General features: G+C 42.5%; 23 protein-coding genes, 2 tRNA genes and 1 other RNA gene. 15 read left to right on the top strand and 11 right to left on the bottom strand.

All coding sequences use genetic code 11. From position 1 onward, the window contains the following. Positions 1-171 precede the first annotated feature (171 nt). Both HY064_14830 and HY064_14825 read left to right on the top strand, forming a co-directional pair. Complete coding sequence (locus HY064_14830; protein ID MBI3511931.1) at positions 172-3,171, top strand: serine hydrolase; 3,000 nt, start codon at positions 172-174, stop codon at positions 3,169-3,171. Further along, positions 3,168-4,109, top strand: coding sequence for a hypothetical protein (locus HY064_14825; protein ID MBI3511930.1), 942 nt, complete (start codon positions 3,168-3,170; stop codon positions 4,107-4,109). Before HY064_14830 ends, HY064_14825 begins: the two co-directional genes overlap by 4 nt. Positions 4,110-4,350: 241 nt before the next feature. Here the strand turns inward: HY064_14825 and HY064_14820 are convergent, their stop codons facing one another. Further along, positions 4,351-4,734, bottom strand: a complete 384-nt coding sequence (locus HY064_14820; GenBank protein ID MBI3511929.1) for a VOC family protein — start codon at positions 4,732-4,734, stop codon at positions 4,351-4,353. 234 nt (positions 4,735-4,968) lie between these two features. Here HY064_14820 and HY064_14815 point away from each other — a divergent pair, with 234 nt between their 5' ends. From HY064_14815 to rnpB, 6 genes are all read left to right on the top strand, one after another. Further along, entirely contained in the window at positions 4,969-5,982 is a 1,014-nt protein-coding gene (locus HY064_14815; GenBank protein ID MBI3511928.1) for a lipid A deacylase LpxR family protein, read from the top strand. 132 nt (positions 5,983-6,114) lie between these two features. Further along, positions 6,115-7,251, top strand: a complete 1,137-nt coding sequence (bshA, locus tag HY064_14810) for an N-acetyl-alpha-D-glucosaminyl L-malate synthase BshA (GenBank protein ID MBI3511927.1) — start codon at positions 6,115-6,117, stop codon at positions 7,249-7,251. A 9-nt stretch (positions 7,252-7,260) separates the two neighbouring features. Continuing rightward, positions 7,261-7,821, top strand: a complete 561-nt coding sequence (locus HY064_14805) for a GNAT family N-acetyltransferase (protein ID MBI3511926.1) — start codon at positions 7,261-7,263, stop codon at positions 7,819-7,821. Between the two features lie 146 nt (positions 7,822-7,967). After that, positions 7,968-8,435 carry a DUF1801 domain-containing protein gene (locus HY064_14800; protein MBI3511925.1) on the top strand — a complete coding sequence of 156 codons (468 nt, stop codon included), beginning with the start codon at positions 7,968-7,970 and terminating at the stop codon, positions 8,433-8,435. A 119-nt stretch (positions 8,436-8,554) separates the two neighbouring features. Then, the gene (locus tag HY064_14795) at positions 8,555-9,598 is read left to right on the top strand and encodes a DUF2027 domain-containing protein (GenBank protein ID MBI3511924.1); all 1,044 of its coding nucleotides are present in this window, start codon (positions 8,555-8,557) and stop codon (positions 9,596-9,598) included. 113 nt (positions 9,599-9,711) lie between these two features. After that, an RNA gene (rnpB, locus tag HY064_14790) (RNase P RNA component class A) lies at positions 9,712-10,118 on the top strand. Between the two features lie 109 nt (positions 10,119-10,227). Here rnpB and HY064_14785 read toward each other — a convergent pair. The 3 genes from HY064_14785 to HY064_14775 form a co-directional block, all read right to left on the bottom strand. Beyond that, complete coding sequence (locus HY064_14785; GenBank protein ID MBI3511923.1) at positions 10,228-10,581, bottom strand: hypothetical protein; 354 nt, start codon at positions 10,579-10,581, stop codon at positions 10,228-10,230. Positions 10,582-10,612: 31 nt separating this feature from the next. Then, entirely contained in the window at positions 10,613-11,269 is a 657-nt protein-coding gene (locus HY064_14780) for an ABC transporter ATP-binding protein (protein MBI3511922.1), read from the bottom strand. Positions 11,270-11,369: 100 nt separating this feature from the next. Further along, positions 11,370-11,570 (bottom strand): hypothetical protein, encoded by a 201-nt coding sequence (locus tag HY064_14775; protein MBI3511921.1) that lies wholly within the window; start codon positions 11,568-11,570, stop codon positions 11,370-11,372. An 84-nt stretch (positions 11,571-11,654) separates the two neighbouring features. Here HY064_14775 and HY064_14770 point away from each other — a divergent pair, with 84 nt between their 5' ends. From HY064_14770 to HY064_14760, 3 genes are all read left to right on the top strand, one after another. Beyond that, positions 11,655-12,725, top strand: coding sequence for a branched-chain amino acid aminotransferase (locus HY064_14770; GenBank protein ID MBI3511920.1), 1,071 nt, complete (start codon positions 11,655-11,657; stop codon positions 12,723-12,725). 30 nt (positions 12,726-12,755) lie between these two features. Then, a complete protein-coding gene (locus HY064_14765; GenBank protein ID MBI3511919.1) occupies positions 12,756-14,477 on the top strand; it encodes a PDZ domain-containing protein in 1,722 nt (573 codons plus the stop codon). Between the two features lie 325 nt (positions 14,478-14,802). Beyond that, positions 14,803-15,195: a hypothetical protein gene (locus tag HY064_14760; protein MBI3511918.1), complete on the top strand. Its 393-nt coding sequence runs from the start codon at positions 14,803-14,805 to the stop codon at positions 15,193-15,195. Positions 15,196-15,314: 119 nt separating this feature from the next. Here the strand turns inward: HY064_14760 and HY064_14755 are convergent, their stop codons facing one another. The 4 genes from HY064_14755 to HY064_14740 form a co-directional block, all read right to left on the bottom strand. After that, complete coding sequence (locus HY064_14755; protein MBI3511917.1) at positions 15,315-16,214, bottom strand: 3-hydroxybutyryl-CoA dehydrogenase; 900 nt, start codon at positions 16,212-16,214, stop codon at positions 15,315-15,317. A gap of 112 nt (positions 16,215-16,326) precedes the next feature. Further along, a complete protein-coding gene (locus tag HY064_14750; protein MBI3511916.1) occupies positions 16,327-17,751 on the bottom strand; it encodes a sugar transferase in 1,425 nt (474 codons plus the stop codon). A gap of 2 nt (positions 17,752-17,753) precedes the next feature. Continuing rightward, on the bottom strand, positions 17,754-18,605 hold the full coding sequence (locus HY064_14745) for a hypothetical protein (GenBank protein ID MBI3511915.1): 852 nt from the start codon (positions 18,603-18,605) through the stop codon (positions 17,754-17,756). Positions 18,606-18,631: 26 nt separating this feature from the next. Beyond that, positions 18,632-19,618 carry a gfo/Idh/MocA family oxidoreductase gene (locus HY064_14740; GenBank protein MBI3511914.1) on the bottom strand — a complete coding sequence of 329 codons (987 nt, stop codon included), beginning with the start codon at positions 19,616-19,618 and terminating at the stop codon, positions 18,632-18,634. A 97-nt stretch (positions 19,619-19,715) separates the two neighbouring features. On the opposite strand from HY064_14740, the gene HY064_14735 reads away from it, so the two are divergent. Both HY064_14735 and HY064_14730 read left to right on the top strand, forming a co-directional pair. Beyond that, on the top strand, positions 19,716-20,378 hold the full coding sequence (locus tag HY064_14735) for a protein-L-isoaspartate(D-aspartate) O-methyltransferase (protein MBI3511913.1): 663 nt from the start codon (positions 19,716-19,718) through the stop codon (positions 20,376-20,378). A 118-nt stretch (positions 20,379-20,496) separates the two neighbouring features. Continuing rightward, the gene (locus HY064_14730; protein MBI3511912.1) at positions 20,497-21,396 is read left to right on the top strand and encodes a hypothetical protein; all 900 of its coding nucleotides are present in this window, start codon (positions 20,497-20,499) and stop codon (positions 21,394-21,396) included. Positions 21,397-21,445: 49 nt separating this feature from the next. Here the strand turns inward: HY064_14730 and smpB are convergent, their stop codons facing one another. The 3 genes from smpB to HY064_14715 all read right to left on the bottom strand — a co-directional run bounded on the left by smpB (position 21,446) and on the right by HY064_14715 (position 22,237). Further along, positions 21,446-21,895 carry an SsrA-binding protein SmpB gene (gene smpB, locus HY064_14725; protein MBI3511911.1) on the bottom strand — a complete coding sequence of 150 codons (450 nt, stop codon included), beginning with the start codon at positions 21,893-21,895 and terminating at the stop codon, positions 21,446-21,448. Between the two features lie 103 nt (positions 21,896-21,998). After that, positions 21,999-22,082, bottom strand: a tRNA-Leu gene (locus HY064_14720). A 75-nt stretch (positions 22,083-22,157) separates the two neighbouring features. Continuing rightward, positions 22,158-22,237 (bottom strand) — tRNA-Leu (locus tag HY064_14715). A gap of 197 nt (positions 22,238-22,434) precedes the next feature. Here HY064_14715 and HY064_14710 point away from each other — a divergent pair. Continuing rightward, the gene (locus tag HY064_14710; protein ID MBI3511910.1) at positions 22,435-23,328 is read left to right on the top strand and encodes an endo alpha-1,4 polygalactosaminidase; all 894 of its coding nucleotides are present in this window, start codon (positions 22,435-22,437) and stop codon (positions 23,326-23,328) included. Beyond that, the gene (locus HY064_14705; protein ID MBI3511909.1) at positions 23,325-23,804 is read left to right on the top strand and encodes a C40 family peptidase; all 480 of its coding nucleotides are present in this window, start codon (positions 23,325-23,327) and stop codon (positions 23,802-23,804) included. Before HY064_14710 ends, HY064_14705 begins: the two co-directional genes overlap by 4 nt.

Here is a 23,804-nt window from a genome sequence, read left to right as displayed (position 1 = left end):
TCTTCTTTGGCCACACTTCAGCCATTTCACAACAGATATTCCTGCGATCGGGGCACTTCTTCATTTCAAAAACTTTCCCTCTTCATTAACTCTATCTTGTTGAAAATTCAGGGGAAGATCCAAATGAGGCATAGAGATTGCCTCTACCTTTAATACCTGCGCATTTTACCAATGAAAATCCCTTCGCTGAAATCATTCGTCCTTATTTTTCCAGTACTGCTTTCTTTCCAGGCGCTGCATTGCCCGAAAGTTTTTGCTTTTCCGGCAAAAGGATTTTTTTCAACCGCGAATGATACCCTCGATCCCCCGTTCTACAATGAAAAAAATATTGCGTGGGTTGATTCTGTAATGAAAAAATTAACTCCCGACGAACGCATCGGGCAGTTGTTCATGGTCGCGGCGTGGTCGAATAAAGACGCGAAACATATTGCGGATATTACTGCGCAGGTAAAAAATAATAAAATAGGCGGGCTCATTTTCATGCAGGGCGGACCCGTGCGACAAGCGCAACTGGAAAATAAATACCAGAAAATTTCTAAAGTTCCCTTACTCATCGCCATGGATGCAGAATATGGTTTGTCCATGCGCCTCGATAGTACCATTCAATTTCCGAGAGAAATGACGATGGGTGCTATGCAGAATGATTCGATGATCTATCAAATGGGATTGGAAATGGCGCGCGAATGTAAGCGGCTCGGCGTTCAGGTAAGTTTTTCTCCTGTGGCCGATGTGAATAATAATCCGGCGAATCCGGTGATCGGTACACGCTCATTCGGAGAAAATAAATTTCTCGTCGCGCAGAAAGCACTCGCGTACATGCACGGGCTGCAGGATGGTGGCGTGCTTGCGTGCGGAAAACATTTTCCCGGTCATGGTGATACCGACAGCGATTCGCACAAAACTCTTCCGGTGATAAGCAAAGACAGTCTCGCGCTCGATACGATGGAGTTGTATCCGTTCCGTCAACTTATTCGAGGCGGACTCGGCAGCATGATGGTCGCGCATCTTTTTATTCCTGCTTACGACACCACGTTGAACCAGGCGACCACGCTTTCTAAAAATGTGGTGACCGGCTTGCTGAAAAATAAATTGCAGTTCAAAGGATTGGTTTTTACTGACGCACTCAATATGCAGGGCGTAAGTAATTTTTACGGGCCGGGAGAAGTGGATGTGAAAGCACTGCTCGCAGGAAATGATATGTTGTTGTTTTCCGGCAATGTTCCGAAGGCAATTTTGCTGATAAAAAAAGCGATTGAAGACAGTTCGATCACACAGGAAGAAATTGATGCACGCTGCAGGAAAATATTATTGGTAAAAAAATGGTGCGGACTCGATCATAAAAAAACTGTGAAAACAAAAGGCCTCTGGAACGATCTCAATACAACCGGTGCAGAATTGATACGTCGTCATATTGCGGAGCAGTCGGTGACTGTTCTGCAGAATGAAAAAAAGTTACTGCCTTTCACTCATCTCGATACGTTGAAACTTGCTGCGGTTGCCATCGGGAGAACAGATTCACTCATGTTTCAGCAGCGGATCTCCTTGTACACGCCCACCACCGGTTATGCGCTCTCACGTGCGTGTACCACTGCGCAGCGCGATACTTTACTTTCGAAACTGAAAGATTTCAATTGCATTATTTTAAGCCTTCACCGCATCTCGCAAAAACCAACCGATAATTTTGGTATTGCAGCTATTGATGTGAAAATGATCGACACCTTACAGAAAATGGGGAAGCGCGTTGTGCTCGATGTGTTTGGCCCGCCGTACGCACTGAATTTTCTTCCCGGCGCTGAAAAGTGTGATGCGGTCATTCTCTCCTATGAAAACCAGGAGTACATCGAAGATATTTCTGCACAAATACTTTTCGGCGGTATTACTGCAAGCGGAAAAATTCCGGTGACCACCAATTCGTGGAAAGCCGGAACCGGATTTAACTTGAATTCAAAAATCCGTTTTAAATATACATTACCTGAAGAGATCGGTTTTAGCGAGGTTGCAATTAACAGAATGGATTCCATCATTGCCGATGGAATTAAGCAACAGGCATTTCCCGGTTGCCAGTTGCTGGTAGCGAAAGACGGGAAGATTTTCATTATGAAATCGTATGGAAAATTTACTTACGACGGTGACCGTGCCGTAAGAAATGACGATCTCTACGATATTGCATCGGTTACCAAGATCATGGCAACTGTTCCAACTTTGATGGAGATGGTTGATCATAAAGACATAAATATTGACGGAAAACTTTCGGATTATCTTCCTGAACTTACAGGAACCAACAAACAGGATATTGTTCTCCGTGAAATGCTCGCGCACCAGGCCGGCCTGCAGGCGTGGATCCCGTTTTACCTTCACACCATTGACAAAGACGGGAATCTCAAGAAAAGTATTTTCAGGAAAACATTTTCAGATTCCTTTCCGATCTATGTTGCTCCCGGAATTTTTGAATTAAAAAGTTACCGCGATTCCATGTACAAAGCAATTAATGATAGTAAGGTGAATACCGATCACAAATTCCTATACAGCGATCTTGGTTATTATTATCTGAAAAAAATAATAGAAAAAAAATATAATAAACTGGAAAGCGAACAAGTGCAGCAGAATTTGTATGCTCCTTTGGGATTAACTACGATGTGTTATCAGCCGCGACTTAAATTCCCGAGTGCAAAGTGCGCGCCAACGGAAAATGATCTGAAATGGAGGCATCAGCAGGTGCAGGGCGATGTGCACGATCCGGGTGCGGCAATGCTCGGGGGTATAGGCGGACACGCAGGAGTTTTTTCTGATGCCAATGATGTGGGCGTAATGATGCAGTTATATTTAAATTTTGGAACGTACGGCGGACAACGTTATTTTGATTCGGCAACTGTTGCCGAATTCACGCGCGCACAATATGCGAACAACCGCAGAGGAATTGGTTTTGATAAACCCGAACCCGATCCTAAAAAACCGAATCCTGCCTGTGATAGTATTTCTCTCGCAAGTTATGGCCACCAGGGATTCACAGGCACGCAGGCGTGGGCCGATCCAACTACGGGAATGGTTTTTGTTTTTCTCTCGAACAGAGTTTATCCCGATGCAGAAGTAAATAAACTGGCGAAGCTGGGAATACGTGGAGAACTGATGTATATTATTGATGAGGAGTTGAAAAAGAATTGCATGAAATGAAATATTCCTCCCGAAATATTTTCCCCGCAATTTTAGCGATCGCTTTATTTTCATGCAATTCTTCTCCTGTTAAGAATAAACCAACTGATAACGAAAAAAAAAATCACGAAAAAGCCGGGGAAGTAAAATCGGAAAAAGTGGCCCGGCTTCCTGATGTTATTTCAGAATCTTCCGGCCTCGTTTCGCTTGACGGAAAAACATTCTGGACGCATAACGACAGCAGGGGAGAAGCGATAATTTTCAACATCGACAGCAATGGAAATATGCTGAGAAAAATTTCCCTGCAGAATGAACCGAATCTCGACTGGGAAGAGATCACGAAAGATGAAAGAGGAAATGTGTATCTCGGCGATTTCGGGAATAATGATTGCAAGCGCAGGGAATTATTCGTTTATAAATTTCACGATCCTACGAATCTAAAAGGTGATACGCTCGATGCGCAGGATATCCGGTTCACTTTGCCCGACCAGCATTTATTTCCTCCGCCTTCTGCAAATTTGAATTTCGATTTTGAAGCGATGGTGCATCTCGATCATTCTCTTTTTCTTTTTTCGAAGAACCGAAGCGATCCGTCATCGGGGTATTGCAAAATGTACAGCATTCCCGATTCTGCAGGAGAATATGTGGCGGCACTCATCGATAGTTTTTATACGGGCAGCGGAGAGTTGAAAGACTTTGCAATTACCGGCGCCGCACTGAATTCAAAACACGATGAGTTAATTCTGATCAGCCACGAAAAATTATGGCTCTTCACCCATTTCAAAGGGCGCAATTTTTTCAAAGGTGATGTTGCAGAATTTTCATTTACAAAAAAAGGATTGTCGATGGAAGGAGTTTGTTTTTTAAATGACCAGGAAATTTATCTCACCGAAGAGCGTTCAGCGCCGGGATCAGGAGTTTTGTTCCGCATTGAAGTGAGTGATCTTGAAAAGGAGTAGTTTATCTTTAAGGTATTCGGGTATTGAGGTATTAAGTTGTTGGTTATTTAATTAAGGGGATCTCTAATAACTAATTTTTTTGCCACTAAGGCACCAAGGCACAAAGATTAATAAAGTTTTTCTCTTAGTGTTTCTTAGTGCCCTTGTGCCTTTGTGGCGATATGTTTTTTTTAATAATTAGGTTTTTAGAGATACCCTTAATAAATCTTATGGGAAAATAACTCCCCATTACCTCAATACCTCAACCCATCGAATGCAACGCCACACGATTTCCTTCCGTGTCCATGAACATCGCCATATATCCATAATCGGGAGAGATCTGAGTTTTCGGACGAAGAATTTTTCCGCCGGCCGTTTCAATTTTATCGAGGGAAGCCTGCAGGTCAGGATTGCAGTTGAAATAAATGAGTGCTCCGTCTTTCGAAGGTTTGTACCATTCACCATGGCAAATTGCGCCATTCAGTTTTCCGCTGCCGGGTTCAGCAGGAAATAATCCCATTTTGAATCCACCGAAATCCATGACGTGAAAAGTAATTCCGAAAATAGTTTCATAGAATTTTTTTGCGCGATCGAAATCAGCTACAGGGAGTTCAAACCAGTTGAGTGTGTTTCCTTTGGTGTCCATTTAGGGAGGATTAGAGATTTTTACAGATATACGAATTACAGATTAAGCGAATATACGAATGGAGTTAAAATATTCTGCCAGGCGTCCGGATAAATAATGGGCATCTCTAAAAACACAGAAATGCAAGGCGGGAATTTACTATTCGTAAATGAGGATTTTGAGGACGTAGCCCAACGCAGCAGTTCGAATTTATTAGAGATGCCCTGATTTGTTCTTTCGGATCTGCATAGTGTGATGAGTTATTTTGTAAGTTTCGCCGTGAAAAAAATAAAATTCATTCTTCTTTTATCCACGCTTGCGTGCGTGCACGTGCCTGTACGCTCGCAGAATTCCGATAGTTCTGCACCTGCACTGTTGCGCTCTCTCAACATCCGCTACGACAATGATGTTTTTGTGCAAACCGATTATTACTACACGCAGGGATCTTTCATTGAAATGAATTTTCCGTTTCTGAAAAAAAATCCGTTGTCAAAAATTTTATTGAAATGCAGCAATGGAAATGATGAGTCGTTCGGAATCTTGTATGGCCAGCAGGGATTTACGCCTACAAGTATTCACTCGGATACTATTCTTCGCGGTGATCGTCCATTTGCGGGAACACTTTACCTCGGGCTGGACAGGAATTCGGCGAACACAGAAAAAGAAATACGGATGAAAAGTGAAATTGATATTGGTGTATTGGGCCCGGCAGCATACGGATATGAATCGCAGAAATTCATTCATCAATGCACGAACAACCCGGAACCTCATGGATGGCAATACCAGGTGAAAAATGCTTTGATGCTCAATTATTCGCTCATAGTTCAGAAGGAACTCATTCGCCGCTCGCAACCGTATGATGTTTTCAAAGAGCGGCGCGGACGTGAGGAACTCATCGGTTATGGATCTTTGCACGCAGGCACAGTGAATGATTATGCAGGAATAGGAATTCTCGACCGCATTGGTTTCATGAATGATTATTTTGATTCGCCGGGAAGATCGCAACGTGTGCAATGCTGGATTTTTACAAATGCAGAAGCAAGAGTTGTTGCGTACGATGGAACATTGCGCGGCGGATTTCTGAATCCCGGAAATGCATACGTGATCAGTGCAGATGATCTCACACGCGGAGTTTTTCAGCTGGGAGGAGGAATTGGTTTTGCAGTGAAAAAAATTCACCTCGAATTTTCCGACCAGTTTATTTCACCGGAATTCCGAACGGGCCGATCGCATGGATGGGGACATGTCGATCTTGCTTTTGTTTTTTAAAATAATTTTGTAATGAAAACGACCACACCAAAAAGAAAAATACGATTCAATCCTGTGTATCTTTGCAAAGCAACACTTGAAATTCCGCAACTTTCGTAATCTGTATTTCTGTACTATCTGTAATCTTCACCTATGAAAATTGGCATAGTCTGTTATCCTACTTTCGGCGGATCAGGTGTTGTAGCAACTGAACTCGGAAAAGCGCTCGCAAAAAAAGGGCACCAGGTTCATTTCATTACTTACAGTCAGCCGGTGCGTCTCGATTCGTTCACTGAAAATATTTTCTATCACGAAGTTTCCGTTTCCGATTATCCGCTGTTCGATTACCAGCCCTACGAACTTGTTCTGAGCAGTCGTATGGTGGACGTGGTGAAGAATGAAAAACTCGATCTGCTTCACGTGCATTACGCGATTCCGCACGCGAGTGCTGCGTACGTTGCGCAACAGATTTTGAAAGACAAAGGAATTTCATTGCCATTCATTACCACGCTGCACGGAACAGACATTACACTTGTTGGCCGGGATTCGTCCTTCGAGCCCGTGATTACATTCGCCATCAATCATTCGAATGCAGTGACCGCCGTTTCTGAAAGTTTGAAAAGGGATACGTACAAATATTTTAAAGTGGATCGTGAAATTGAAGTGATCCCGAATTTTATTTGTCTCGAAGATTACGGAGTGGAAACAGATCAGTGTAAAAAAAATATTTTCGCGCCGAACGGTGAAAAACTCATTGTGCACGTTTCCAATTTTCGGAAAGTGAAACGCGTGGAAGATGTGTTGCGTGTTTTTGCAAAAGTGCGAAAGGAAGTAAAAGTGAAACTAATCCTCGTGGGCGATGGTCCCGAGCGCGCGAACATTGAAAAACTCTGCCGCGAACTGAAAACATGCGATGACATTATTTCATTGGGAAAAGTGCAGTATCCGAATGAAGTGCTTGCTATTGCCGATCTTTTTATTCTTCCATCGGAAACAGAAAGTTTCGGTTTGGCCGCGCTTGAAGCGATGGCTTCCAATGTTCCGGTGATCTCCACAAATACCGGAGGATTGCCGGAAGTGAATGTGAATGGATTTTCGGGTTACACGAGTAATGTGGGTGATGTGGAGGATATGGCGAAGAATGCAGTGAAAATTCTCTCGGATGAAAAAAATCTTCAGCTCTTCAAAAAACAGGCGCACGACCAGGCAAAAAAATTCGACATCCGGAATATTTTACCGATGTATGAAGAACTTTATGAAAGTGTTCTGAAAGTTCATCAGCCGAAATAATATTTTCAGATGTTGCAGTTCGATTTTTCTGAATTTCCTGTGTTGCATACTGAAAGAATGGTGTTGTGCAGGATCGTGAAAGAAGATGCCGAAGAGATGTTCAGGATGCGTTGTGAAACGAAAGGAAGAAAATATCTTGAACGAGATGCGCCCGCTTCGGTGGAAGAGATCCACGAACTCATTGGTAAAATAGATCATGGAATTTCAAACAACGAAGTCATCTCCTGGGCAATGAAGGAGAAGGACAGTAAAAAACTGATCGGCAATATTAGTTTTCATAAAACCAATCCGCAACATCATCGTGCAGAGATCGGTTACCAGCTTTTTTCGGAATACTGGAATAAAGGTTTCGCTTCGGAAGCCATACAGCGGGTTATTGCTTTTGGTTTTGAAGTGATGAAGTTGCACAGCATTGAGGCGAATGTGAATCCGCTGAATGAAGTTTCCATTCACCTGCTTCAAAAATTCAATTTCGTAAAAGAAGCGCATTTCAAAGAGAATTATTTTTACAATGGAAAATTCTTCGATACCGGGATTTATTCATTGCTGAATAATAAAAGAATGGGGTAATTTTATTAAGGGCATCTCTAAAAACACAGAAATGCAAGGCGGGCAAGCCCGAAAAACCGGAATTTACTATTCGTAAATGAGGATTTTGAGGACATAGCCCAACGCAGCAGTTCGAAGTTATTAGAGATGCCCTTAAAAACAATTCTATGAGATCGAACGCATCAACGCCCGAAGAATATATTGAATCACTTCCTGCTGACCGGAAAAAAGTATTTGCCGAATTACGTAATGCGTTCAGAAAAAATCTGCCTGAGGGTTATAAAGAAAGTATGGCTTACGGAATGATCACGTATTGTATTCCGCTTTCCACTTATCCTAAAGGTTATCATGTTTCACCCGGAACTCCATTGGGACTTGTGAGCATAGCTTCGCAGAAAAATTTTCTCGCAGTTTACCACATGGGCTTGTACATGGATTCGAAATTGCTGAAATGGTTCCGGGATGAATACAAGAAACAATCGAAAGGAAAACTTGACATGGGCAAGAGTTGTGTCCGTTTGAAAAAATTGGACGACATTCCGTTCAAACTGTTCGCCGATCTCGCGAAGAAGATAACGGTTGAAACTTATATCGAAAAGTATGAACGTGTTTTGAAGAAGATTGGAAAGTTATAAGCGATGAGTTATGAGTTAAGAGTGAAAATAAGTTATGCAGAGAATGAGTAGTTTTCGCTCTGTAAATCCGTTTAGATCTGTAATCTGTATTCTCGTAGTAAATCTGTAATCCTCCTCCAATGAATTTACACACCGGCGATAAAGTCCGTTTCCTCAATGAGAAAGGAGGGGGCGTGATCAAAAAGATCATCAGCTCTTCCATGGCTGTTGTGGAGATCGAAGATGGTTTTCAGTATGAATATCCGTTGAATCAACTTGTGCCGGATTCACCCATAGAAAAAACAGGTGAAAGCCCGGATGTTGAAGGTTTAAAGTTCCAGGTTCAACATGAAAATGAAACGCGAGCATTGAACCTTGAACAAGGAACGTTGAACTATCCTGAAGGGATCTATTTAGCATTCATACCGGAAAACCAGCATTTCCCTTCGGCGGGAAAAATTGCAGTGGCGTTGTGTAATAATACAACCTACGATATTTTCTTCACGCTCTCGCTCAGGCACGGGCGCGGGTGGGTGTGCATGGAGTCAGGCGCAATGCGCCCGCACACAGAATTTGAGATGGAAAAATATACTCCGCAGCAAATAGGCGATTGGGGGCAATTGAAAACCGATATTTTATTTTTCAGTGGAGATCAGTACGAACATCACGACCCGGTTTCTGATGTGCTGAAACTTTCCGGCGTTAAATTCTTCAGGGATTCTACATTCACCGAAAACGAACTGACGGAGAATCGTGCATGGATTTCAGAAGTGGAAGTGATGGAAGAAGAAAATAAAATGGAAAATGTGGTCGTCACCCAGAAAGACATTGACCGGATGCTGAAAGAAAAAGAACAACGGATCTCTGCCGGGAAAATTTCTATTCCTCATCAGAAAAATCAATTCAGTGAAAAAGAAATTGATCTTCACATCGAGGAATTGATCGATAATTACAGTGGAATGAACAATGCACAGCTTATCGACATTCAACTTAAAAAAGTGCAGCAGGAACTCGACGAAGCCATCGCGCAGAAATTACAACGTATCATTTTCATTCACGGAGTGGGCAACGGCCGGCTCAAAAGCGAGGTGAGAAAATTATTATCCCACCACAAGGGAATTCGTTTTCACGACGCATCATTTCAGCGATACGGATTCGGTGCAACGGAAGTAGAATTGTTTTGAGCGTCTGTTTAACATTCAATGTTGTTCTTTATGAACGCAACAAAAATGCATTGAACCCAATTTACCGCGAGCAAAATAATTCATCATTTATCATTTATCATTCTTAATTTTGCAACGCAGACTATTCCGTCGCTGTTCAGCAATGAGCAGAGGAAAGTCCGGGCAACACAGAACGATCCGCTTCCTAACGGGAAGAGATGAAACAGAAATGTTTCATTATGGAAAGTGCCACAGAAAAGTAAACCGCTTGCTGAAGTTCGGCTTCGGGAAGTAAGGGTGAAAAAGTGCGGTAAGAGCGCACTGCGCATCTGGCGACAGATGTTCTGGTAAACCCCGGGTGTTGAAAAACCAAATAAGTCACGATAGCGCAGTTGTTCGCTGCCCCCTGAGCTTGTCGAAGGGACGTGATGGGTAGGTTGCTACATCCCGACAGTAATGTCGGGAGCAGAGAAATGACGGAAGCTTTCAGAGACTTGTTCTCAGGAAGAAACAGAACCCGGCTTATCGGTCTGCAATTTTTTTACGACAGGGACTGCTCCGAAAGGTGTGGTCCCTGGTCATTTAATGATTTGAAGATTTGAAATTCGACATTGTTGCAATCAAAAAACAGTAATCTCAAATTTTCGAATTCATTGCCCCTGGCACCAGAGATCGGCGTGAGTGGTATCGGAACACGTATGCGGAGTTCCATTATCGAAAGTCAAAGTGATTGAAATGTGCGAAGAAAGATTATTGCTGTTCGTAACGTGGCATTGCCAGTTGGAAGCGTGCACATTATTTTCTCCGGAAAGGGTAATGCTTTTATCGAATGTGGAAGCGGAAGAACTTTCCACATCACTTTTGAATTGACTCGTCATGTTGATCACGTACGATCCGCCGGTGTTGTTGCTGATGTGAAAGGTCATCGTCGTATCCGGATTTTTTTTGCACGAGGAAAGAGTTGTCAGAAAAAAAAGAAAAATGAATGGAAATAGTTTTTTCATGATAGAACTCCATTGACTCATTTGCAAATTATCACATGATGATTCCATCCCTGATGGTTAATTTGCGATCGGCCATACGCGCCAGTTCTTCATTGTGTGTGACGATCACAAAAGTTTGTCCCAGTTCTTTTCTCAAATGAAAAAATAATTCATGCAGGCCTTTTGAAGTTGCAGAATCAAGATTCCCGGAAGGTTCGTCAGCGAAAATTACAGCAGGATCATTGATGAGCGCCCTCGCTACAGCCACACGCTGCTGTTCACCGCCGGAAAGCTCAGATGGTTTGTGTGTTTCTCTTTCAGAAAGTCCGAGCATGGCCAGGAGTTCTTTTCCTTTTTTTTCTGCCTCAGGTTTTGAAGTTCCGGCAATGTACGCAGGCATGCACACATTCTCGAGCGCAGAAAATTCAGGAAGCAGGTGATGGAACTGGAAAACAAAACCGATCTTCCTGTTGCGGAACGATGAAATATTTTTTCCATTCAGCTTATTCAGTTCTTCCCCGTCAATGATCAGTTTTCCTTCATCAGCGCGGTCGAGTGTGCCGAGAATAGTAAGTAAAGTAGTTTTTCCTGCGCCACTTGCTCCTACAATAGAAACGATCTCTCCTTTAGAAATTTCCATATCGATGCCGCGAAGAACATGCAGATCGCCATAAGATTTTTTTATTCCGGATGCTTTGATGAGTGACATGATGTAAAGGTAATGGGTTAGGAGTTATGCGTATTGAGTTAGGAGTAATGGGTTGGGACAAATAGAATTCTCTAATGTAAAAACAATCATCACTCACGACTCAAAACTGGTCACTGCAATGGCACGGTGCATATTTTTTATCGGCTCCCGGAGACTTTGTAGAATGATGACAACCTCCGCATCCGCAGGCGAACATTACGACAAGGATCATCGTATAAAGCAGGGTTGAATTCCTTTTCATCATTATCAGCACTAAAATTAATCGTTTGTCAGCAATATCCATGCCTCTGTCGAATTTCACTCATGAAACGTCAATTTCAACGAAAATTAATTGGCATATTTGTCAAGAACACATCTCCCACGAAATAATTCAATTCGGAAATTTATGAGCACCGCAACCCTTAAGCTCGATATCCAGAAAACTGCTCATTCCCGTCTTCCCGGACTCGATATTAATAATCTCCCATTCGGAAAAGTTTTTTCCGATCACATGTTCCTTGCAGAATATCACGAGGGCAGGTGGGTGCGCCCGCGCATACGCCCGTACGGAGAACTTATGCTGAGCCCGGCAAGTTCCATGATGCATTACGGACAATCTATTTTCGAAGGAATGAAAGCGTATCGCTCTGATTCCGGAAGAGTGCTTTTGTTTCGCCCAATAGAAAATCAGAAACGCTTGAATGTTTCCGCCAGGAGAATGGCGATGCCTGATGTGCCGGAAGAAATTTTCATGGAAGGACTTGTTGAATTATTGCGTCTTGATCAGAACTGGGTTCCTGCTGGTGACGGACGTTCACTTTATGTAAGGCCATTTCTCATTGCTACCGACGATTACATTGGTGTAAAGCCATCCGACAGTTATATGTTTCTCATTATTGCTTCACCGGTCGGCGCCTATTACGATCATCCGCTCAAAGTGAAAGTGGAGAAAACTTTTTTCCGCGCTGTAGAAGGTGGAGTAGGTTTTGTGAAAGCTTCCGGAAATTATGGACGTTCACTTTATCCTTCTGCGCTTGCAAGAAAAGACGGTTATGATCAGTTGATATGGACTGACGGTAGAGAACATAAATACGTAGAAGAATCGGGAACAATGAATCTCATGTTTGTCATTGATGGAAAACTGATCACACCGAATTTAAGCGATACCATTCTCGCGGGCATTACTCGCGATAGTGTACTCACGCTCGCGCGCGACTGGAATCTGCCGGTGGAAGAACGCCGTGTTTCCATTGACGAAGTTCAGGAAGGATTGAAAAGCGGAAAACTCACGGAAGCATTCGGTACCGGAACTGCAGCAACCATTGCGCATATTTCTCACATCGGTTATGAAGGAGCAGATTTTAAATTACCTGCGTTGACGGATCTGTCGTTCTCGAAAAAAGTCGGAAAGACACTCGATAGTATTCGTCGCGGCAGAATTACTGATCCCCACGATTGGGTGTACCGTGTTTGCTGATCATCCTGAATTATTTTCAAAATATTTTCTGTGAATTACAAACTTTCATTCCAGTATCCGTCCACACGTTATATCAATTTTGAGATCACTGCAGAAAACATAAGCGGTGAGGCCACTTACATTCAGCTTCCGTCGTGGAGGCCGGGGCGTTATGAGCTCGGAAATTTTGCAAAGAATGTGAGAAATTTTCAGGCATGGAATGAAGAGGGGAAAGAAATTTCTGCAATGAAGATCACAAAAGACAAATGGGAATTGAAGACGAAAGGTGTGAAGCGGCTGAAGATCACTTATGAATATTTTGCATCGGAACTGAATGCAGGTTCCACTTTTCTCGACGATTCGCAGTTGTATGTCAATCCGGTGAACTGCTGCGTTTATATTCCTGATCGTATCAATGAAGAATGTTCTGTTGAATTGAAAATTCCGGACGGATGGAAAACGGCTTGTGCGTTAAAAAAGGACGGAGAAAAAAAACTTTTTGCAAAGAATTTCGATGAGCTTGCCGATAGTCCGTTCATTTCTTCACCGACCATCAAGCATAATTATTTTATTCTCGACGGAGTTGAATTCCACCTCTGGTTCCAGGGTGTGAGCAAACCGGAATGGTCATCTGTTATTTCCGATTTTTTTATTTTCATCAATGAGCAGATGTGCATTTACAAAACTTTTCCATCGGAACATTATCATTTTCTTTTCCAGGTGATGCCCCAGCGCATTCATCATGGTGTGGAGCATACCGCATCAACAGTAATCGCACTCGGCCCGGCTCACAAACTGATGGGCGAAGTTTACAATGAATTTCTCGGTGTGAGTTGCCATGAATTATTCCATGCGTGGAATATAAAATCCATTCGCCCTGCGGAAATGCTTCCTTATGATTACACGAAAGAAAATTATTCGCGCCTCGGGTATGTGTGCGAAGGTGTGACTACTTATTATGGCGATTATCTTCTGTTGCGATCCGGTGTTTGGACGGAAGAGGAATTCTGGCCTGCTTTTCATGAGCGCATGCAGAAACATTTTGAAAGTCACGCTCGCTATTTTCTTTCCGTAGCGGAATCTTCATTCGACACCTGGCTCGACGGATATGTTCCGGGCGCTCCACACAGAAAGACTTCTATTTATCATGAAGGATGTTTGCTTGCTTTTGTCACCGATATTTTCATCCGGAAAAATACTTCAGCAAAAAAATCGCTCGATGATGTGATGAGAAAACTCTGGACTGATTTTGCATTGAAAGGACGGGGATACACGGAGGCAGATTACAAAAAACTCGTTGAAGAAACGTCAGGTGCAGATTTTTCCTATTACTGGAATAATTTTTTCTACAAAGCAAATGATTATGAACCTGTCCTGCGGGAAGCGTTCGCTGTGATCGGTTGTGAACTGGAGTTTGCACATTCGCGCAGGCCGCACGAAGATCTTTTCGGATTCAAGATCACGGAGCCGAATGGCGCCACGAGAGTTTCCGAAATTTATTACCATTCTCCTGCAGAGAAAGCCGGGCTTTCTGTTGGCGATGAAATTATTTCTGTGAATGGAATACAATTGAAGGCCGATATGGCGGAATGGCTGAGGTTGCTTGGTAAAACAGAAATTGAATTCGTGGTCACATCGGGAAACAGAACGCAGGCGATCAAAATGAAATCAGACGGAACTCATTATTATTCCGATCCGCGAGTGAAAAGAACTGCAACGGCTGATGAAACAATGAAGATGCACTGGAAGAGTTGGAGCGGCAGGCCTTTCTGAAAATATTTTTCGAAAAATATTTTTTTTACCGGTCCTCTTTTTTGTGAGAATTCACGCATAGCTGCATCTCCGCACTCCCCGCCAAAAAAGAGGCGGGCAAGCTCCCTCCATTCTCCATTCTCAATAGCCACAGCCCCGTTCTTTACATTCATTTCCACCGGTTATTACACAAATTGCAATTAATCTGCTGACAATCAAACTTGAAAATGTGTTAATAAAATGAGGGTGGGGGTATTTGAAAACTGGGATAAATCGCCTTCTTTTGCTTTCAAACAAAACATTCCCTCTACACTGAAGGGATAAACCTAAAACAAAACCTATCACTATGGACCAATCAAACTCTCCAAACCCAGGTAAAGGACTTGGTATGACCGGATTTATTCTCGCACTTCTCACCCTCGTTGGTGGATTTGTTGTTGGCGGAATCGCAGTAGTTTCTGCAGCTGCAACAGGTGGCGGAATGATTCTCGGAATTGTATGGGCGGTACTCGCTCTCATTGCAACCATTCTCAGTTTCATGGGAATGTCAAAATCAAAAGCAGCCGGACACAAAGCAGGTATTGCTATGGCTGGTTTGATCATCGGCATTGCGGCTGTCCTTTATGCAGCTTACATCTGTTATGCTGTTCATTTGGCGCAAGGGTTACACGGTGCATTCGGCAGTGTAATTGATGCAGCCGACAGCGCAATACATCATGCTGGTGATTCAATGAAATAAGGAGTAGTTGTATCACATAAAAAAATCCTGCTGAAATTTCCGGCAGGATTTTTTTTGTCATGATGCGTTCGTGCATTCACGTGCACGTTTTTTATAAGCAAACTAAAAACTGAAGACGATTAAACCAGTTCTTTTTTTCTGAATCGCTCAGCAACAACAGGATTCTTTGCGTCCGCATAATCATAGAATCCTTTTCCCGATTTATTTCCAAGATGTCCGGCTGTCACCATATTCACAAGCAGCGGACAAGGCGCATATTTAGGATTTCCGAATCCGTCGTGCAGCACACGCATGATCGCGAGGCAAACATCGAGGCCAATGAAATCTGCAAGACGAAGCGGCCCCATTGGATGGCCCATTCCGAGTTTCATCACATTGTCAATTTCTTCTACACCGGCAACTCCTTCGTAAAGTGTGATGATCGCTTCGTTGATCATCGGCATCAGAATTTTATTCGCAACAAATCCGGGATAATCATTCACCTCCACGGGAACTTTATCGAGTTTGCGCGACAAATTCATGATCATGTTCGTCACTTCATCACTTGTAGAATAGCCACGGATCACTTCCACGAGTTTCATTACAGGAACAGGATTCATGAAATGCATTCCAATGATTTGTGCCGGACGTTTTGTTGCCGCTGCAATTTTTGTAATGGAAATAGAAGAAGTATTGGAAGCGAGTATTGCATTCGCCGGAGTATTTGCATCCATCTCACGGAAAATTTTCAATTTGAGATCTGAATTTTCTGTAGCTGCTTCCACCACGAGTTCTGCATTTTTTACACCGGCAGCAAGATCAGTTGTCGGAGAAATTCTTGCCAGCGTTGCAGTTTTATCAGCTTCACTCAAACTTCCTTTCGCTACCTGGCGATCGAGATTTTTAGTGATCGTATTCATTCCCTTGTCGAGCGCTTCTTTGGAAACATCCACGAGCGTAACTGCATAACCATATTGAGCAAAAACGTGCGCAATGCCGTTTCCCATGGTTCCTGATCCGATGACAGTGATATTCTTCATAATGAATTTATTTGCGACAAAGTTACTGCTGATGTACGATTTACAATGTGTGATTTACAATTTTATTTCAGGCCAGTCACAAATTGTAAGTTGTAAATCCGAAAATTGTAAATTATTTTCCCCGTCCCTGGAACACAATGAGTATCGTATAGATCATGATCTTGAAATCAACATAGGGCGACATGTTCTCGATGTAAAGAAGATCGTATTTCAATCGCTCGATCATCTGATCCACATTTTCCGCATAACCGTATTTCACTTGTCCCCACGAAGTGATGCCCGGTTTTACTTTGTGAAGATGGCGATAGTGCGGCGCTTTTTTGAGTATCTGGTCAATGAAAAACTGTCGTTCAGGCCGCGGACCAACCATTGACATTTCACCGATGAGCACATTGTAAAATTGCGGAAGTTCGTCGAGCCGCGATTTGCGCATGAATTTTCCGAATGGAGTAATGCGCGGATCGTTTTTACTGGACAATGCCGGCCCGCTTTTTTCTGCATCCATATACATCGAACGGAATTTGTGGATCATGAATGGTTTTCCGTGCAAACCAATTCGCTCGTGATTATAAAATATCGGGCCTCGTGAAGAAAATTTCACACAGAGCGCGACGATTATATAAATGGGTGATAAAACAGTGAGTGCGAAAAGAGAAACGCTTACATCCAGGAATCGTTTCAGCGATTGTTGCCACGCGGGCATGATCTCGCGATTCACTTCAATGAGCGGTGCGCCGTAAATGGAACTCATCTTCACCTGTCCGGAAAGAATATCATACATGTCGGGAACAATTTTAATAAGCACGTTGAGGTTGGTCACCATATTGATGATGTTGTTCAACCGATCATGTTCCGACGATTCAATGGCAATGATCACCTCTTCCGCGCGCTCGCGCACAATGATCTCGTTCAGGTGATCGACTTCACCCAGATGCTGTACCCGCGATTTTAATTCTTCGGAATATCCATTCCTTTCATCCACGTGTACGAATCCGACAAATTTATTTCCCCACGAACTTTTCTGTCCTTCAAGTTCTGTAAAAAGCCGCAGCGCATTTGCATTACTTCCAATGAGAATAGTGTTGAATCCATATTTGCGGTTGCGTATGCGCGTATTGGTGACCGATGAAAGCAGGAGTCGTCCTGTAACTGTAAGAATAAAATGGGTGCCGAGTAAAGTGAATGTGGTGAGGTAATAAGTTTTGTAACTCATGACTGCAACATCATCCAGCAGCAGAACAAAAAAGATAATAAGAACCCCGATCACCGAATGCAGAAGAGTTTGTCCGAATTCTCTCAATCTTGATTTGCGGAAAATATTCCGGTAAGTTCCTGTTAATGCATAAAAGGAGATCCAGAAAAGTGTAACGCCGATGAGACCTTCCCAGAATTTGTGATTAAGAATGACGGGAACGTGTTCACCGAATTTTACAGATTCTAAACTGATCTTCCTGTAAGAATAAAAAAGGAACCAGGCGGCTGCGGCAGACACGGTATCACTCAGTAAATATTTCGCAACCTGTAATCGTTTGTTCATAATCAATATTTGAGCAACTTAATATTATCGACATAGAGATAAGGTTCGGCGACATCAGGAAATTTAAACATGCCGATGTAAACCTGGTAAGATCCGTTAACCACTACTGCATCATTCAACCGGATATAAATTTTATTCCACGTTTCACTTTCTCCAACTGTCGCCCACGGGTAGTAACTGAATCCGTTAACAAGTCCCACGGTAAACGGAATATTACACCGGTAATCCATTTCGAGATAAGCATCACTTGCGCCCTGAAAAGAATAGGAAATAGGAGAGCGGCCAATGAATTGAATGGTGTCGGCGCTCAGGCGTATGTAAGCGGAATGCAATCCTTCGAATACATATGGGGAATCGCAAAGCGTGATTTGCGAATGATAAATTGTATCTGCAGTAAAGCCGTATGCAACTTCAAAATTATCCATCCAGGTGGAACTGAAATCGAGCCCTGGAAAATAAGAGATAACCGGATTAATGGTAGTCACTGTTGCTTTTGTAAGCGCCACATCACCTTCCCATCCTTTGTAGAAAGGATAAATTGCGCGGGTAGAAGAGAGGCCGTTCTGTTTTATTCCAGCGCGGATCAGGATGTGATGAGTTCCATCAGCAAGAACAGGAACCGTACAGGGTAATTCAAATCCTCCAATGAGTTTTGAATCCACAAAAATCCATGCGTCCGTAATTTTTGAGGAGTTGCTTCCCTGGTTTCCCGAAGTAGAAAGCGTAATGCTGTCAATGTGAATGTAAGAGGGAATATCTTCAGCAGGATTAATAATCCTGCATCCGGAAAAAATTCCGAAAAGAAAGAGAACAGGAAAAAATTTCCTTAACGTCGCAGCGGAAAAATGTTTCATGCAGGGCCTGCAAATAAACGCAGAGATCAGGCGGTTATTGTATGGCCCGCAAAATTAGTGTTCAGTTTGAGCTGATCGTTGATCCGGTTCACTACTTCAAGGGTATTTGCAGAATCGTCAAGGGTAACAAGAGGCACCGACGAATTAATGATGCTTTCCGCGAAGCTGTTGAGTGAATTAAGAATTCGATTTGATAAAGGAATTTCTATATTGCTTAAAACATTGGAATTCAAATAAGAATATTTATTATAATCAAGTTTTGAATTAATATCATTTTTCTGATTTTGTTCGTTGTTGACCACGCTGAATAAATTGTTGATGTAGTCCACCGTTGCGAAAGAATCTTTTCTGAAAAATCTTGCTTTGCAGATAAGTTTTTCCGAGATCCGGCTTGCAGTAAGATTAGCAACAGCACCATTATCAAATTCTATTCTCGCATTCGCAATATCAGTGGAGTCGGTGAGTACCGCCACTCCTGATGAGCTGATTTTTTTTACCGGGGAACGCACCAGTTGAAGTGTCATATCTATATCGTGTATCATCAGGTCATGAACAACAGAAAAACGTGAATGTTCAGGATCAAATTCAGTAAGGCGGTGCGTTTCTATCAGCATAGGATCCTTTGCGTGTGCGTTAATAAAAGACCACGACTGATCGTAACGCGGATTATTTCCTACCTGCACGCGAACATCCGCCTCTTCTTCGAGCGTCACCAGTTTACGGAGATCACGAACAGTTAATGAGGAAATATCCTGAAGTAAAAGGTGCCGGCTTGCACGAATAGTTTTCTCGGCTATCTTTTTCAATTGCGGGTGTACATCAGTAACCATTATCACATCATTCGACGCAATGAATCGATCTTCTTCCTCAGAAGAACCACTTTCTTCGCTGAAAATTTTTCCGGAACTAATTCTTACGGTTGATGACCTCAATAACGAATGTGCAGAATTCCTGATCGCCTTTTCATAAGCAGAACAATGAAGTTCATTACCGATCAATCCTATTTTCAACACTGACTTCCTGATTTTTTACAAAATTATATTGAGAGGACTTGTTCGGTTTGCCGTAATTTTGCAATTATCAACAACAAAATGTTATCGGTCGGTTAAGATGGAAGACAATTACAGGCATAAAGGATTGAGAAAACTTCTTGTAGAAGTGGTGCGCAAAAAAGGAATAAAAGATGAGCGCATACTTACGGCGATCGGTAAAATTCCACGCCACTTTTTTATTACCGATAATGCTTTTGTGAAATATGCTTACGAGGATAATGCTTTTCCTATTGGTTCCGGCCAAACCATTTCGCAACCGTACACCGTCGCATTTCAAACGGAATTATTAGAATTAAAAAAAGGAGAGAAGATCCTGGAGATTGGAACGGGTTCGGGTTATCAAAGTGCAGTACTTCTTGAATTAGGAGCCAGAGTTTATACCATAGAGAGACAAAAAGTTCTCTATGAAAAAACAAAAACCTTCCTTCCATCTATCGGTTATTCCCCGAATTTTTTTTTCGGCGACGGTTATAAAGGACTTCCAGCTTATGCACCTTACGATAAAATATTGGTCACGTGCGGGGCTCCTTCAATTCCAGGTGACCTTGTTTCTCAATTGAAGCCAGGTGGAAGAATGGTCATCCCAATTGGCCCCGGCGATATACAAGAAATGACTTTAATTGAAAAAAAAGAAGATAGTTCGCTCATTATTAGTAAAATGGGTCAGTTCAGATTCGTGCCTATGTTGGGTGAAAAGGAATGGAAGGGCGAAGGTTATTAACATAAAGTCGTGAAAAAGTGTTGTAGTGTTAACAAAGGAATGTAACCCCATAATCAGATACCTTTGGAATCGGTGCAAAAGCACCTTAACCTAAACAAGTAAACCAAAACCACATCTTATGAAAAAATCAGCATTACTCGTTGCAGCCCTCGCTTTTGGTGCTACAACAGCATTTGCGCAACTTGAGAACAAAAAGGGAGAGACATATCTTCCTGAATCAGGTGATTGGTCAATCGGAATCGACGCTACCCCGGTATTGAATTACATGGGTAATCTCATTGGAGGAAATGGCCTCAACGTCGCTCCAACCTGGAATTTCCTCAATGCAAATCAGACGATCATCGGAAAGATGTACACTTCTGATCAAAGCGCATATCGCGGAATCGTCCGCATCGGAATGGATAACAGTCATAGCACTGCTATGATCGGAGATGCAACACAAACTACACCTCCGACTTATCCAACTGTTCCAACTATGAAGACAGATGAAATGAAAGCAAGCTCTCATTTCGTTGGACTCGGAGCTGGTATGGAAATGCGTAAAGGCAAAACACGTTTGCAGGGATTCTATGGTGCAGACTTCATGTTCTGGATGAGTGGATCGAAAGACACTTACACCTATGGCAATGCACTCGCAGGCGGAGCTACTCCTATTATGCCAAGCGCTGCAACAACTACCAACTTCGGTTCTAATATGACAACCGATACTTATGGTAATGCTGCACGTATCACTTCCTGGAAATCCGGTTCTACAATTGGATTCGGACTTCGTGGTTTCATTGGCGCTGAGTATTTCATCATTCCTAAAGTTTCCATCGGTGCAGAATTCGGATGGGGAATTGGATTTTCAATGACCGGAGCAAGCACAACCGATCTCGAAAGTGTTGGCGGTGCAGGCCCTGCTGTTGGTACACAAACATGGACCGGCGGAAAATCAGGTTCCTTCATGCTCGACACAGATCGTAATGCATTCGCATCAGGAACAGGCGCTCTTCGCCTCAACTTCCACTTTCAATAAGCATTGATCCATTGAAAATAAAAAGGGCTGTCTTTATGGGCAGCCTTTTTTATTTGAATCTTCTCTGCGTTTCCCGTTCGAGATCTTTTTTCTTGATGTCCGCTCTTTTGTCGAATTGTTTTTTTCCTTTTGCCAAAGCGATCTCCAGTTTTGCCCATCCTTTTTCATTGATGAAAAGTTTAAGAGGAATTATGGCGAGACCTTTGTCTTTCATTTTCTCCTCCAGTTTTTTCAACTCGCTTTTCTTCAACAATAATTTCCTGTCGCTTTTCGGCGCATGAGAAAAGTGAGAAGCTTTTTCGTATTCATTGATCTGGAGATTTCTCGCGATCAATTCCCCATTGGCAAAAACACAGAAACCATCGGTGATCGTTGCTTTTCCCTGACGGATCGCTTTGATCTCAGATCCGCGCAACACCATTCCTGCAATGAATTTTTCAAGGAAAGCGTATTCGAATGAAGCCCGCTTGTTTTTTATTTCAACAGAAGAACTGTCCACAGGGAAATTTACAATTTACGATGTGCAATTTACAAATAGAGAAATGAGAAACACGGATGTACCACAATCGAAAATTGTAAATCGTAAATTGTACATCTGAAAGTGCCCACGGGGAGACTCGAACTCCCAAGGATATAACTCCAACGGCTTCTGAGACCGCAACGTTTACCAATTTCGCCACGTGGGCAGGAAATTCTGAATTCTGAAATTTGAATTCTGAATTATATTCAAAACTCAGCATTGAAAATTCAGAATTCAAAAGTGCCCAGGAGGAGATTCGAACTCCTACGATTGCTCGCCACCCCCTCAAGATGGTGCGTCTACCAATTTCGCCACCTGGGCATGTCCATTTTCACCAATGTAAAAATGTACGGGGAATAATTATAACATCGATCAAAGAACAAAAAACACTCTTTTTCAGAAGGGAGACAAAAGTAATACTTTTCCGTAATTTTGAAAGAATGCGTCACCAAAGAACAATCTATTGCTTATTCATCTTCCTTTCCGGCAGTATTTCCTGCAGCAAAAAATTACCTGCCGTGGATTACAGGAATGAGATGAGAAAATTCGTGGAGAAAATAAGTTCCATTGCAAAAACTTCCTCTCCTTCATTCGCCGTTATTCCACAGAACGGACTTGATTTGATGAGCAGCGACGGAACAAAAGACGGTTTACCGGAAACAAATTATTTGAATGCCATTGATGGTACCGGCCAGGAAGAATTATGGTACGGCTACGATAACAATGATGATCAACCCACACCCCCGGCCGACCACGAGCAATTGCTTTCCATGTGTAAGTTTGCACGCGATCACAATAAAAAAGTTCTTATTACAGATTACTGTTATTCTTCCGATAAGATTTCAGATTCCTATGTGAAGAATTATTCCGAGAATTTTATTTCATTTGCTGCCAATCACCGTGATCTCGATGATGTTCCTTCTGCTTCTATTACCAATGAAAATTCGAATAATATCGATTCCATTTCCCAGGCAGGGAATTTTCTTTACATCATCTCACCGTCTTTATTTTCAAACAAAGATGATTTTGTGAATGCAGTTTCCTCCACCAATTACGATCTCGTGATCATGGATCTTTTTTTTGATGAGAATACTGCACTCACGGCCGCAGACATTGCGCGCATGCATGTAAAGGCGAATGGAGGAAGAAGAAAACTTATTTGCTATATGAGCATTGGCGAAGCAGAAACCTACCGCTGGTACTGGAAAAATTCCTGGTATGCCGAGCAGCCTTCTTTTATAGTGGATGCCGATCCTGACTGGACAGATAACTATTATGTGAAATACTGGGATCCGCAATGGCAGAATATTATATGTGGTTATAGCAATTCCTATTTAGAAAAGATCATGAATGCCGGATTTGACGGAGTTTACCTTGATCTCGTAAGTGCATACGAATTTTTCGAATCGTGAAAAAAGTAATTCTTATTTGTATTTTAATTATTCCCGCTCTGTGCTTTTCACAGGATACAACTTCTGCCGTTGTAAAAACAAAAGGAGACAGTATAGCAGAGTATGCGCAAACATTTCTCGGAACGCCGTACAAATACGGAAGCTGTTCACCTTCCGGATTCGATTGTTCGGGATTAACCTATTTTGTTTTTGCGCATTTTCATGTTTTCGTTCCCCGTTCAGCAAAAGATTACATGAATTTCGGTAAAGAAATTCCGATTGATTCCTGCCGTAAAGGCGATATCATCGTTTTCCGTGGTACACATAAAGGAGATAAACGTGCCGGGCATGTGGGCATTATCATTTCAGATCCCGGTCAGCCGGTGCAGTTCATTCACGCTTCTTCCAGTACAAAACACAGCGGCGTTGTGATCACAGATTACTATCACAGCTATTATCCCACTCGCTTCATTAAAGTAATACGTGTTGTGAATTAG

The organism is Bacteroidota bacterium (assembly GCA_016194975.1).
Lineage (GTDB): Bacteria > Bacteroidota > Bacteroidia > Palsa-965 > Palsa-965.
This window is presented reverse-complemented; position numbering and strand designations above follow the sequence as displayed.

What these genes read in the sequence shown, in the direction of transcription:
- HY064_14830 (MBI3511931.1), top strand. Translation starts at nt 172, where the DNA reads ATGAAAATCCCTTCGCTGAAATCATTCGTCCTTATTTTTCCAGTACTG.
- HY064_14825 (MBI3511930.1), top strand. Translation starts at nt 3,168, where the DNA reads ATGAAATATTCCTCCCGAAATATTTTCCCCGCAATTTTAGCGATCGCT.
- HY064_14820 (MBI3511929.1), bottom strand. Translation starts at nt 4,734, where the DNA reads ATGGACACCAAAGGAAACACACTCAACTGGTTTGAACTCCCTGTAGCT.
- HY064_14815 (MBI3511928.1), top strand. Translation starts at nt 4,969, where the DNA reads ATGAGTTATTTTGTAAGTTTCGCCGTGAAAAAAATAAAATTCATTCTT.
- bshA (MBI3511927.1), top strand. Translation starts at nt 6,115, where the DNA reads ATGAAAATTGGCATAGTCTGTTATCCTACTTTCGGCGGATCAGGTGTT.
- HY064_14805 (MBI3511926.1), top strand. Translation starts at nt 7,261, where the DNA reads ATGTTGCAGTTCGATTTTTCTGAATTTCCTGTGTTGCATACTGAAAGA.
- HY064_14800 (MBI3511925.1), top strand. Translation starts at nt 7,968, where the DNA reads ATGAGATCGAACGCATCAACGCCCGAAGAATATATTGAATCACTTCCT.
- HY064_14795 (MBI3511924.1), top strand. Translation starts at nt 8,555, where the DNA reads ATGAATTTACACACCGGCGATAAAGTCCGTTTCCTCAATGAGAAAGGA.
- HY064_14785 (MBI3511923.1), bottom strand. Translation starts at nt 10,581, where the DNA reads ATGAAAAAACTATTTCCATTCATTTTTCTTTTTTTTCTGACAACTCTT.
- HY064_14780 (MBI3511922.1), bottom strand. Translation starts at nt 11,269, where the DNA reads ATGTCACTCATCAAAGCATCCGGAATAAAAAAATCTTATGGCGATCTG.
- HY064_14770 (MBI3511920.1), top strand. Translation starts at nt 11,655, where the DNA reads ATGAGCACCGCAACCCTTAAGCTCGATATCCAGAAAACTGCTCATTCC.
- HY064_14760 (MBI3511918.1), top strand. Translation starts at nt 14,803, where the DNA reads ATGGACCAATCAAACTCTCCAAACCCAGGTAAAGGACTTGGTATGACC.
- HY064_14755 (MBI3511917.1), bottom strand. Translation starts at nt 16,214, where the DNA reads ATGAAGAATATCACTGTCATCGGATCAGGAACCATGGGAAACGGCATT.
- HY064_14750 (MBI3511916.1), bottom strand. Translation starts at nt 17,751, where the DNA reads ATGAACAAACGATTACAGGTTGCGAAATATTTACTGAGTGATACCGTG.
- HY064_14745 (MBI3511915.1), bottom strand. Translation starts at nt 18,605, where the DNA reads ATGAAACATTTTTCCGCTGCGACGTTAAGGAAATTTTTTCCTGTTCTC.
- HY064_14735 (MBI3511913.1), top strand. Translation starts at nt 19,716, where the DNA reads ATGGAAGACAATTACAGGCATAAAGGATTGAGAAAACTTCTTGTAGAA.
- HY064_14730 (MBI3511912.1), top strand. Translation starts at nt 20,497, where the DNA reads ATGAAAAAATCAGCATTACTCGTTGCAGCCCTCGCTTTTGGTGCTACA.